General features: G+C 35.2%; 8 protein-coding genes and 1 pseudogene. All 9 read left to right on the forward strand.

The window, feature by feature from the left end:
- Positions 1–4,530 (forward strand): annotated as a pseudogene (locus tag LV89_RS17995) (DUF11 domain-containing protein); the annotation flags it as partial.
- 71 nt (positions 4,531–4,601) lie between these two features.
- A complete protein-coding gene (locus LV89_RS18000; protein WP_146199201.1) occupies positions 4,602–5,564 on the forward strand; it encodes a DUF6089 family protein in 963 nt (320 codons plus the stop codon).
- Positions 5,565–6,064: 500 nt separating this feature from the next.
- The gene (locus LV89_RS18005; RefSeq protein ID WP_109744315.1) at positions 6,065–7,462 is read left to right on the forward strand and encodes a ligand-binding sensor domain-containing protein; all 1,398 of its coding nucleotides are present in this window, start codon (positions 6,065–6,067) and stop codon (positions 7,460–7,462) included.
- A complete protein-coding gene (locus tag LV89_RS18010) occupies positions 7,452–8,354 on the forward strand; it encodes a sulfatase-like hydrolase/transferase (RefSeq protein ID WP_109744316.1) in 903 nt (300 codons plus the stop codon). The genes LV89_RS18005 and LV89_RS18010 overlap by 11 nt, the downstream gene beginning before the upstream one ends.
- A gap of 50 nt (positions 8,355–8,404) precedes the next feature.
- On the forward strand, positions 8,405–8,656 hold the full coding sequence (locus LV89_RS18015) for a sulfatase-like hydrolase/transferase (RefSeq protein ID WP_109744317.1): 252 nt from the start codon (positions 8,405–8,407) through the stop codon (positions 8,654–8,656).
- A gap of 42 nt (positions 8,657–8,698) precedes the next feature.
- Complete coding sequence (locus LV89_RS18020; RefSeq protein WP_109744318.1) at positions 8,699–8,893, forward strand: hypothetical protein; 195 nt, start codon at positions 8,699–8,701, stop codon at positions 8,891–8,893.
- A 5-nt stretch (positions 8,894–8,898) separates the two neighbouring features.
- Complete coding sequence (locus LV89_RS18025; RefSeq protein WP_229201548.1) at positions 8,899–10,548, forward strand: sulfatase family protein; 1,650 nt, start codon at positions 8,899–8,901, stop codon at positions 10,546–10,548.
- Positions 10,539–11,642 carry a formylglycine-generating enzyme family protein gene (locus LV89_RS18030; RefSeq protein WP_109744319.1) on the forward strand — a complete coding sequence of 368 codons (1,104 nt, stop codon included), beginning with the start codon at positions 10,539–10,541 and terminating at the stop codon, positions 11,640–11,642. The genes LV89_RS18025 and LV89_RS18030 overlap by 10 nt, the downstream gene beginning before the upstream one ends.
- 303 nt (positions 11,643–11,945) lie before the next feature.
- Positions 11,946–12,836: a carboxypeptidase-like regulatory domain-containing protein gene (locus LV89_RS18035; RefSeq protein ID WP_109744320.1), complete on the forward strand. Its 891-nt coding sequence runs from the start codon at positions 11,946–11,948 to the stop codon at positions 12,834–12,836.
- Positions 12,837–12,840 lie beyond the last annotated feature (4 nt).

The raw sequence follows: 12,840 nt of genomic DNA on the forward strand, positions 1-12,840 counted from the left end.
AATGCGTGTTTAGCTACCACAACAGTAACTTTAACTGAACCAAATACTTTAACACTTTCGGCTACGCCTACAAATCTGACTTGTAAAACAAATGCTTCGGGACAAATTGCTTTAACCGCATCAGGTGGAACAACTGCTTATTCATACTCGACTGATGGAACGAATTTCCAGAGTAGCAATACTTTCACAAGTCTTTCAGCAGGGGCTTATACCTTGACAGTTAAAGATGCTAATGCGTGTTTAGCTACCACAACAGTAACTTTAACCGAACCAAATACTTTAACACTCTCAGCAACACCTACAAATCTGACTTGTAAAACAAATGCTTCGGGGCAAATTGCTTTAACCGCAACAGGAGGAACAACTGCTTATACATACTCGATTGATGGAACGAACTTCCAAAGTAGTAATACATTCACAGGACTTTCAGCAGGGGCTTATACATTAACGGTGAAAGATGCTAATGCGTGTTTAGCAACTACGACCGTAACTTTAACTGAACCTGCTGTTTTAACAATCTCGGCAACGCCTACAAATCTGACTTGTAAAACAAATGCGTCGGGACAAATAGCTTTAACCGCAACAGGGGGAACATCAGCTTATACCTATTCTAAAGATGGAACGAATTTCCAAAGTAGTAATACATTCACAGGACTTTCAGCAGGGGCTTATACATTAACTGTTAAAGATGCTAATGCGTGTTTAGCAACAACTACCGTAACTTTAACGGAATCAAATACCCTGACTTTATCAGCTAATCAGGTTAATTTAACGTGTAAATCAAATGCGTCGGGACAAATAACTTTAACTGCTTCGGGAGGAACAACGGCTTATTCGTACTCTATTGATGGTACTAACTTCCAAGCTTCAAATACCTTCACAGGGCTTTCAGCAGGGGCTTATACATTAACCGTAAAAGATGCTAATGCGTGTTTAGCAACTACGACCGTAACTTTAACTGAACCAAATACGCTTACTTTATCAGCGAGTCAGGTTAATTTAACTTGTAAAGCAAATAATTCGGGAAAAATAACATTAACCGCTTCGGGTGGAACTTCGGCTTATTCTTATTCTATTGACGGAACGAACTTCCAAAGTTCAAATAGCTTTACAGGTCTTTCAGCAGGGGCTTATACATTGACCGTTAAAGATGCTAATGCGTGTTTAGCAACTACGACCGTAACTTTAACTGAACCAAATACTTTAACACTCTCAGCAACACCTACAAATCTGACTTGTAAAACAAATGCGTCGGGACAAATAGCTTTAACCGCAACAGGAGGAACAACTGCTTATACCTATTCAATTGATGGAACGAATTTCCAAACTTCAAATTCCTTCACAGGACTTTCAGCAGGTAATTATACATTGACCGTAAAAGATGCTAATGTTTGTTTAGCCACCACAACTGTAACTTTAACCGAACCAAATACCCTGACTTTATCAGCCAATCAGGTTAATTTAACGTGCAAGGGGAATAATTCGGGACAAATAGCTTTAACCGCAACAGGAGGAACAACTGCCTATTCATACTCAATTGATGGAACGAATTTCCAAAGTAGCAATACATTCACAGGACTTTCGGCAGGGGCTTATACCTTGACAGTTAAAGATGCCAATGCTTGTTTAGCTACCACAACAGTAATTTTAACTGAACCTGCTGTTTTAGGTCTAAGCGAAACTCATACTAACTTAACTTGTAAAGCAAATAATTCGGGACAAATTGCTTTAACGGCAACAGGAGGAACAACTGCTTATACATACTCAATTGATGGAACGAATTTCCAGAGTAGTAATACATTCACAGGACTTTCAGCAGGTAATTATACATTAACGGTGAAAGATGCTAATGTTTGTTTAGCTACTACAACAGTAACTTTAACTGAACCTGCTGTTTTAGGTCTAAGCGAAACTCATACTAACTTAACTTGTAAAGCAAATAATTCGGGACAAATTGCTTTAACCGCAACAGGAGGAACAACTGCTTATACATACTCAATTGATGGAACGAATTTCCAAAGTGGGAATACTTTTACAGGACTTTCAGCAGGGGCTTATACCTTGACAGTGAAAGATGCCAATGCGTGTTTAGCAACTACGACGGCTATTATTGCTGATGGGAAAAATGTTTTAGCTCCAAGTGTTTCGGGAGATATTTCTGTTTGTTTGGGCAGTTCGCTTTCATTATCAAATATTACTTTTGATAATACCAATAAATTACTTTGGTATGCCAATAATGTCCTTATTTCGGCACCATTGGCAAATGTTATTGGTAAAATGACTTATACTGTTAGTCAACTTTCGCCAGAAGGTTGTGAAAGTGCAAAGACTTCTGTAAATATTATCGTTAGTGATTGTACACCAGCCGTTTTTGACCTTGCTTTGCGTAAAACTATTGCTGACACAAACAGAACTTACAAGCCTAATGATATTATAACTTTCAATGTTACCATCTTCAATCAGGGTGATGTAAAAGCGTACAATATTGATGTCATTGATTATATTCCACAAGGATTATCGTTCATTAGTAATAATAGTAAATGGACTCAAAGTGATGGAAATGCCATCAATAGAATTGACAGTTTATCAGCAAAAGATAGCCTAAATTTGAAAATTTCATTACGGGTAAATGCTGATGCTCAGAATGGAAATTTATTAAATAAAGCTGAAATATTTGGAGCTGATTTAGACAAATCGGGTAAAATTCACGTCACTTCGGATATTGATAGTCGCTTTGATAAAAATCCGAATAATGATATTGGAGGGAAAGAAAACTCGCCAACTGATAATGTTATCTGGGGTGATGGCGATGGAAGATATGACGTTGTTCGAGGCATTGACCCGAAACATGATGAAGACGATGAAGACCCTGCTCAAATTACTGTTTTTGATAGTGGTTGCTTTGACTTAGCATTGCGTAAACAGCTTATTTCAAGCCCAGTAACGGCGATGTATTTACCAAATGATTCATTGCGTTTTGAAATAACGGTCTTTAATCAATGTAAAACTCAAAAGGCTTATAATATTGATGTAGTCGATTATCTTCCGAAAGAAACTACATTAGTAAAAACTACAACCATCAATCAGCGATGGATTTCTTCGATTGATACGTTATTTTCAATCAATAAAACGATTATTTCAATTGATACCAACGCCGTAACTCGGATTGATAGTTTAGCAGGTGGCGATAGTACCAAATTTGAAATTACGCTTAAAGTAAAACCAAATACTTTACCAGGTGCTTATGTCAATAAAGCTGAGATTTTCAAAACGTCGCTTGATAAAGCAGGAAAGTATATCGTAACAAACGATAGAGATAGTCGTTTCGATAAAAATCCAAATAATGATATTGGTGGAAAAGAAAACTCGCCAAGTGATGACGTAATTTTGGGCGATGGCGATGGAAAATACGATGTTGTAGGTGGCATTGACCCTAAACATGATGAAGACGACGAAGACCCTGCCATGTTCGTAATTGGCAGTATTGATTGTTTGGTTGCCTCAGTAGATTCTGTGCAAGGAAATAAATGGTTTAATTTGTATGATAAATATGGCAGGCTTTATGCTTCTGTTAATCCGAATGGTCAAAATTTAGGAAAAGTAACCTTACAAATTAGACATTATGGCAATGGTGCTTCAAAAATTCCTGTTACCTCATTTGGGACTCAATTAATGAGCCGTTATTATGACATCAAAAGCTCATTGAAAGACTCTTTTGATGTTGCCGTTTCAGTAAGAACATATTACTTAAATACCGAACTGAACGATTATAAAAAAGCAACAAATTTACCATTACTCACCATTAATGACTTTAATATTGTTCATTATGAAGGAGTTAGAGAAAACTGTGGATTTGAAGATAATGATAATTTTACAAGCGGACGAAGCGAAGTTCTTTACAAAAATATCATTGGACAAACCTTCACGAATGAAAGTTTTTATTTACAATTTAATCTAACACATTTCTCTGAACTCGGAGCAACGGCAAATAAATATGCAACAACCCTTGTGTATGATGTAAATAAAAGAGACGAAAAATCTGCCATTGTTAATTGGAAAACGGATGTTGAAATACGTAGCAATTATTATATCGTAGAAAGAAGTAACGACTGCGTACATTTTGAAGAAATAGGCAGAGTAACGGCAGTTGGTACAGGAAATGCTTATGAGTTTGTTGACCATTTCCCGATGGGTGGTATAAATTGTTACAGAATTATATACGTCGATAAAGATGGTACTCGTAAGGTTTTTGACCCGAAACAAGTTGAATTTGACAATCTGATTCAATGTTCAGTCTTTCCAAACCCACTTGTGAGTTTTCCAGATTTTGATTTATACTTTAAAAATATTGAAGCCAAAGAAATCAAAATTTACAATGTACTCGGACAAAATATCAGTTTTGATTATAGCATAAAAGAAACAGGATTGTATAAAATCAGTACCATGACACCTTTGCATCACACTGGAATTGTAGTTATTTATGATGATAAAGGAAATCGTTGTGTTGTAAAAGTGGCGTCAAAATATTAAAAACAAATTGGAATTACCCAAATCGTTGTTTCTTAGAAATGCTGATTTGGGTAATTGCCAAGCTATCATTTATGAAAAAAAATATTCTCTTATTTTTATTTTTTATACAACTAAGTACATTCGCTCAACGTCAGAATTTAATACCTGCTTACAATCGTTTTGAAAAAAACCTTTCCGTTGATTTAGGCTTCGGAACAGCTCACTATTTAGGAGATATTCATCCAGCAAATAATTTTTATTCTTATATTTCAACCGTTAGATGGAATATAACTTCTGGCGTAACCTATCAATTTTCACCTCTTTTTTCTGCAAGACTTGGACTATCTTGGATTCGTATTTCTGCTGATGATTTTACTTTTGCAAGTAAAAATATGGCAGCTAATCCAGCTTCAGACGCCTACGATTTACAGTTTTTACGAAATCTGCATTTTAGAAACGACCTAAAGGAAGCGTCTCTGGTTGGAACAATGAATTTGAAAAATGGATTTAGTAACCGTGTACGTAATCGTCCAGAAACGATGCCTTATTTATTAGCAGGAATTGCTCTTTTTAGTAGTTCTCCGCAAACAAGGGATAAATATAATGCAAGTACCAAACAACTTGGAGATTGGACTGATGTTAACATTGCCAACATAAAACAAAGCCTTAAATTGTGTATTCCCTTAGGTTTTGGCGTTAGAAAAAAGATTAGCAATAATTTCGACATTGCCGCAGAACTTGCTTACAGAATCACGGTTAGCGATGCTTTAGATGACATTGTGAACGTACCATATCAACCAACATTAATTCCTTTTGAAAACCGCAGTACAGAAGTATTTAATGCTCGTACAGGAGAAAGCAGAGCTACAAATTTTAACATTATCAGTAATAGACAAGGTTTTTCAACTTATAATGGTACTGCCCAAAATTTGCCTCCAACCATTGGTTATCCGAATCCAACGCCTCAACGTGGAGAGGCAGGAAACGATGCTTATTGGACAACTAATTTTAAGATAAGATACTATTTTAACAAAAGGATTTTTTGTCCAAAATGATGCTTGGATTATCTTGTCATAATTTCGCTAAATATTTCCATGTAAACTATTGCGTTGCCACCAAACTGTTACAGAACATCACACGTTACTTCATTGCTGCAATCTATCTCTGCCTTCTTTCCTAATACTAAATTAAAAAAGTACGCATATCTGAGTCTCAACGGAAGTCGTCGTTTTGAACGCTACGGTTTATACACAAATTTATAGAATAGACTTCCTGCGAAAGTGTTTTATGATTGAAAAATGGTATATTTTCGCTATTTGTAGCCGAAAAGATGTTGTTTTACGACTTAAAACACTTTCGCAGGAAGTCTAATAAAAAAGCCGTAGGCTTGACCAATTTTGTAAGGGTGGGTTTTAACCCACCGAAAAAGAAAATGGAAGTATATACTTAATGTCGCAAGTTAAATTTGAGTTGAAAAAAGTTAGGTTGAAACAAAAATGCGATTCATGTTTTTGAGTCGCATTTTTTATAATTTAGATGGAACGTTGAGCAAAATATGAATCTAATTCTCAAAATATTATTTCTGTTACTGGTTTATTCCGTGAGTTTTTCACAGAATAGCAATAAGATACATTTCAAAAATATCTCCGTAAAAGAAGGCTTATCTTTTCCCGCAATCAATTGTATTTTGCAAGATAAAAATGGTTTTATGTGGGTCGGAACGGAAGTTGGACTCAATAAATATAACAGCCAAAGATTCAACACTTTCTACAATAATCCAGCCGATAGCACAAGTATTTCTAATGATAATATTAGTTCTCTTTTTCAGGATTCCAGACAAAATATTTGGGTCGGTACACTAACAGGTTTGAACATTTACAACCATAAAAATTCAAGTTTTAGAAAGTTTCAAGAAAAGGCACTCAACACTAAGAAAATTGTAGCCATTGCAGGAAATATTGGCTCAAAAGTATGGGCATTAACGCATGAAGAACTTGTTTGTATTAATCAAAAATTCAACATTGAACAACAACTAAAACTCAATTCTTTATCTACCGAAACAGGGCTAACAGCTTGGAGTGCAGCCAAATTTGACAAAAAGGGAAATCTATGGCTTAGTACAAATAAAGGAGTCCGTTTGTTTGACCCAAAAGCAAAAAAACTCACAAATCCGCTGAATGACCAAATTAATATTACCATCACAACGGTAGATTTTTATTCCAATATTTATTTTGATAGCATCGGAAATTTATGGGTTGGATTACGTGGCAACGGCGTAAAATATTACTCTTTTATCGAAAAGAAATGGACTTTTATTGATGGAATAAGCTCAAAATATATCAACGGAATTTATGAAGATGGCGACAAAAATATCTGGATTTGTACGGGTAGAAATGGGCTAAACATTTACAATCCTAAAACGCATAAAGTTGAAATTATCAAATATGCAGAAATGCCCGAAAGTAATCTTATGTCAAACTCAATTTCGTGTATTTATGGAGACTCAAAAGGCGGTATTTGGTTAGGGACTTTCAATAGTGGGCTTTTGTATTATTATCAGCATCAATTGAAATTCAATCTCTATTATTCAAAAGGGCAAATTAGCGGAATTAGCAGTAATTATATCACTTCTTTTGCCAATGACAAACGAAATAATGTCTGGATTGGAGTAGGAGAGGAAGGACTTTTATATTTTGATAGACAAAAAAGAAGTTTCAAAAAAGTAAATCCAAATGTCAAGAAATTTAAGACCGTTGCCGAACTCAAAGAAAACTTTTACATTTTGAGTTTACATCTTTCTAAAGATGAAAAACACCTTTTTGTAGGGACACTCACAGGTTTATTTGATTACGATATTGTCTCAAATAAATGGTATTTCTACCAAAATAACCGCTTTGTTTCTGGGCATTTACAAGGTGGTTACATCAATTCGATGGTCAGTGATGGGCTATGAAGACAAAAAAGGACATCCTTACAAAAAAATGTTTCCACCTTTACCAATGATGGAAAACGATAAAATTGCTTCTACCAATGTTGACCAAGCCGTCATGACCAAAGACTACACAAACAAAGCAATTGATTTTATCGACAAAAATAAGAATAAGCCGTTTTTCTTATATTATGCACCAAATTTCCCTCACGTTCCTTTGTATGCAAGCAATGATTTTAAGGGAAAAAGCAAACGTGGACTTTATGGAGATGTTGTAGAAGAATTGGATTGGAGCGTTGGAAAAATTCTTGATTATCTGAAAGCCAATAATTTAGACAAAAATACTTTGGTGATTTTCACAAGTGACAATGGCCCTTGGTTAACAGAAGGAATTGAAGGCGGTTCGGCGGGTTTACTCCGTAATGGAAAAGGAACTTGTTGGGAAGGCGGTATGCGTGTACCTTTTATTGCACAATGGAATGGCGTAATAAAACCGAGCCAAGTTATTCCTTCAATGGCTTCTACGATGGATTTATACACCACAATTATAAATCTTGCAAAAGGAACTGTGCCAACAGATAGAATTATTGACGGAAAAGATATTATGCCATTACTCACAAACCAAACAGATAAAGTAGGCGATGAACTTTTCTATTATGACGCCAATCAATTATTTGCCGTAAGAAAAGGGGCTTGGAAATTACACTTAAAATCTGTTGAAACAGGTTCGGGAGATATAATTCAATATTCACAACCAATGCTTTTTAATTTAGAAACTGACCCAAGCGAGAAATTCAATGTTGGGAAAGATAATCCCGAAATTGTTAAACAATTACGAGACATAGCCACACAACATCAGAAAACGGTTGAGAAAAAGCATTATATTTTTGACGATATAAAACTGGGTAATAATTAATAAAATTGAGCTGCCTTTCGGGGCAGCTTTCTCTCATTAAAAACGCTACTATGAAAAAAAGACTTTTACTTTCCGCTGTTAGTTTGTGCCTTTTTGCCTTATGTTTTGTTAGTTTCAAGAAAATAGAACAAGAGCCTCAAAAATTAAACATTCTTTGGATTACCAACGAAGATATGTCGCCCCAGCATTTAGGTTGTTATGGCGGAAAAGTAGCTAAAACCCCTAATATCGACCTATTAGCCAAACAAGGTGTTCGTTATACCAATGGTGAGCTTTCGGAAAAATATTTAAGAGCAAAATGATGGAATAATCAAGAACAAGCTCCCAAAACACAAAAGCCAATAGTGGAAATTAAAGGCAATAAAGTAAATATTACTTGTGCGACCAGTGGCGTTTCTATCGGTTATAAAAAACATTCATTTGATAAATCGTGGAATGTTTATGTTAATCCATTCGGAATTTCTCAAGGAGATTCTCTTATTGTACAGGCTTTTAGAATTGGATTTGAAAAAAGTGATATTGTCAAAATAAAAAATTAATCTCAATGAATCGTAGTAAACTTATTTGGGGAATGATGACATTGGTTGGCATCATTTCTTTGGTGGCGTTTTCTTTTAAACCAAAGAAAAATAAAAGCCATGCGATGGGCCGCCCCAACATCGTTTTTATCATGTCTGACGACCATGCTTACCAAGCAATTTCGGCATACAGTAATAAACTCACCACAACGCCCAATATTGACCGCATTGCCAATGATGGAATGTTATTTTCCAATGCTTGTGTAACCAATTCTATTTGTGCCCCATCGAGAGCGGTTATTCTCACAGGAAAACATAGCCACATTAATGGTAAAGTGGATAATGTTTTTCCTTTTGATACCAACAATGTAACCTTCCCCCAAATTTTACAAGCCAATGGTTATCAGACGGCTATGTTCGGAAAATTACATTTTGGAAACAACCCAAAAGGCTTTGATGAATTTAAAATTTTGCCCGACCAAGGAAGTTATTACAATCCTGATTTTATCACAAAAAAAGAAGGAAACAAAAAGATTACAGGTTATGTAACTGACATCATTACCGAAATGACGCTCAATTGGCTTGGTAAAGAAAGAGATACAGAAAAGCCGTTTTTCTTGGCGTATTTACACAAAGCTCCCCATCGTGAGTGGCTTCCTGCTGAACGTCATTACAAAGAATTTGTGAAGAAAAATTTTCCAGAGCCATCGAATCTTTTTGACAATTATGAAAATAGAGGAACGGCTGCAAAAACCGCCGAAATGAATATTTTAACCCACATGAATTGGGCGGGAGATTCTAAAATTACGCCTGAAAATATGGATAAAATGGGCTTGAAAGAAGCTCATCCTTATGATAAAAGATTCTACAATATGACCGTTGGTAGAATGAATGCCGAACAAAGAAGTGAATGGGATAAAGTCTATAATCCTATCAATGAGGACTTTATGAAACAATATCCAAAAATGTCAAAAGAAGAACTTATGCGTTGGCGTTATCAGCGTTATATGCAAGATTATTTGGGTTGCATTGCTTCTGTTGACGAAGGAGTTGGGAAGGTTTTAGACTTTTTAAAAGCCAATAATTTAGAAGAAAATACGATTGTGGTTTATACCTCAGACCAAGGGTTTTATTTGGGTGAACATGGTTGGTTTGATAAGCGTTTTATTTATGACGAATCCTTCAAAACGCCGTTACTAATCAAGTGGCCTGCCGTGATTAAAGCAGGAACAAAGAATACTCAAATGGTTCAAAATCTGGATTTTGCCCAAACTTTTCTGGATGCAGCAGGTATTAAAGCACCAAGCGATATGCAGGGCGAAAGTCTTGTGCCGATTTTTAAAGGACAAGGTCAAAAATTTAGAGATGCCGCCTATTATCATTACTACGAATATCCAGGGCAACACACCGTAAAGCGTCATTATGGAATTGTTACCGAAAAATATAAATTGGTGCATTTTTACTACGACGTTGATGAATGGGAATTATATGACCGTATGAACGATAAAAACGAAATGAAAAACGTTTATAACGACCCAAAATACGCCAAAATCAAAGAAATGCTTCATAAAAAATTAGTGGCTTTACGCCTAAAATATAAAGATTCAGAAGCGATTGACAAAAAGTATTTAACCAAGTATTTAGAACTTGAAAAGCAAGGAAAAATATGGAAATAACAAAATTCTGTTCTGCTAAAACCTTAGATTTTGGCAGAACAACACTCCTTTATTTTTTGGTAGGATTATTCTTTCACGAATGTACTTCTTCGTCGGCATCTTCCACAGAACAGTCTTCAAAAGCGAAAGAAAATATCAATGTTTGTAGCACTCCAAAGGCAAATATTGACTATAAATCTTTGCAAAACAATGCCAATCCAGCAGTTTTACAAATGCTGAATTTTCCTAAAACGGTTTCACATATTAGTTTGACTGAACCTCAGTTTTTTCCTAAAAATAAAGGAGCAAAAAATATTCCTGCCGAAATGGTATTGATTCCAGCAGGGAATGTTCGGATTGGTGACAAAGATGGATTTGCTCATGAATTACCCCAATTTTGGGCAAGCGTAGAATCTTTTTTAATGGATAAAAGTCCTGTAACGATTGGGCAATTCAGAGCATTTATCAAAGCAACCAATTATCAAACCGAAGCCGATAAATTCGGAAATGCAGGGGTAATTAATGACGAAACAGGAAAAAGTTGGACCTTATTAGATGGAGCAAATTGGGAATATCCATTAGGAAAAAATCACCCAAAAGCAGAAGATAATCATCCCGTTACTCAAGTAAGTTGGAACGATGCAAATGCTTATGCAAAATGGGCGGGCAAAAGACTTCCATGTGAAATAGAATGGGAACACGCCGCCAGAAATGCGAAAAATAATCGTACAAAATATCCTTGGGGAAACGAAATTCAAGCCAAAGGAAAGTGGAATGCTAATATTTGGCAAGGTAAATTTCCTCTCAATAACTTCGTTGAAGATAAATATGCTTATACCTCGCCTGTGGGAATTTTCGGAAAAACAGCCTTAGGTTTAACTGATATGAGTGGTAATGTTTGGCAATGGACTTCTAACAAGAAGTTTAATTATGAATCTTTATTCAAAAAGGATATTTCGGAAATAGCACTAACGGAAGAATATGCAGAAAGAGGCGGTTCATTTCTTTGCGAACCAACTTGGTGTCATGGCTATCGAGTTTCTGGTCGGTCAAGTTCATCTTCCGAAACCAGTTTATTTCATTTAGGTTTTCGCTGTGTGAAGGATATAAATTGATTTTTCACACAGTAGATTTATTTCTCTAACTTGCTATGAAAGTAAAAGAGCTAATGATATGGCAATCAGATAAAATTTTAAATGTAGTTTAAACTTTATAGTCCATTGATTGTCAATGTTATTATAAATCCTAACTGAACTGGTTTGTTAAGTGATTCCCCAATAGGTCTTTAATCTTAAATCGAGCTATTCATCAATCGTAACTAATCAATTCACCTAACAAATAAATTATACCAATTTTAAAGATTTAATGCGTACTTTACGGAGCATCAGATATGCAATACCATTTTAAATTACCCACTTATGTTCAAAAAGATACTTCTTACCGTAACTCTATTGTACATAGTTACATCGGCTTTTTCTCAAACCAATAGTTTCATAAAAGGTAAATTAGTTGACTCATTGACGACCGAACCACTTGCTTTTGCGACTTTAAGATTAGAGTCTAAAAAACAAGGAAATTTTATAAAAGGACAATTGGCAGATGACAAAGGGTCGTTTCAATTTGTGGGTTTAAAGGACGATAAGTATGTAATTAAAATTGAATATGTGGGCTACAAAACTAAGTATATTGAAATTAGTTATGACGACATTAATTCACCACTTGACCTTAGAGCTATTCAAATTGTCCCACAAACACAATTATTAGAATCCATTACAGTAACAGGTATTCGTCCCAATGTTGTTACCACCCTTGAAAAACAAATATTTAAAGCAGAACAATTTGAAGTAGCCAAAGGCGGAACAGCCACAGACGTCTTAAAAAATATTCCTTCAATCATGGTAAATGCAGATGGCGAAATTACGATGAGAGGTTCAAAAGGATTTTTAATTTTAATAAATGGAAAGCCCACACAGATAGAGGCAAGTACAATATTGTCACAAATTTCTGCTAATTCAATAGAAAAAATAGAAATGATTACTGCTCCTTCAGCCAAATATGATGCTGATGGAAAAGCTGGAATTATTAATATTGTTACTAAAAAAGGAATGAATGAAGGTTGGTCGCTTACTTCCAATTTACAATATGGCTTACCACAAATTAAGGAATATGATAACGCAACAACGCCCAAACGATACGGAGCCGACATTTCGGTAAACTATAAAAAAGGAGATTGGGATATTACGTCTTCCTTGAATTATCTTAAAATGATATTGCTGGGCAACGAATTGGCAATGCAAACACCACTATAAACAA

The organism is Arcicella aurantiaca, from assembly GCF_003148625.1.
Taxonomy (GTDB): domain Bacteria; phylum Bacteroidota; class Bacteroidia; order Cytophagales; family Spirosomataceae; genus Arcicella; species Arcicella aurantiaca.

Bases quoted from the DNA above. Each gene is read 5' to 3' on its own strand.
- LV89_RS18025 (WP_229201548.1), top strand. From the start codon at position 8,899: ATGAATCGTAGTAAACTTATTTGGGGAATGATGACATTGGTTGGCATC.
- LV89_RS18010 (WP_109744316.1), top strand. From the start codon at position 7,452: ATGGGCTATGAAGACAAAAAAGGACATCCTTACAAAAAAATGTTTCCA.
- LV89_RS18030 (WP_109744319.1), top strand. From the start codon at position 10,539: ATGGAAATAACAAAATTCTGTTCTGCTAAAACCTTAGATTTTGGCAGA.
- LV89_RS18035 (WP_109744320.1), top strand. From the start codon at position 11,946: ATGTTCAAAAAGATACTTCTTACCGTAACTCTATTGTACATAGTTACA.
- LV89_RS18015 (WP_109744317.1), top strand. From the start codon at position 8,405: ATGAAAAAAAGACTTTTACTTTCCGCTGTTAGTTTGTGCCTTTTTGCC.
- LV89_RS18000 (WP_146199201.1), top strand. From the start codon at position 4,602: ATGAAAAAAAATATTCTCTTATTTTTATTTTTTATACAACTAAGTACA.
- LV89_RS18005 (WP_109744315.1), top strand. From the start codon at position 6,065: ATGAATCTAATTCTCAAAATATTATTTCTGTTACTGGTTTATTCCGTG.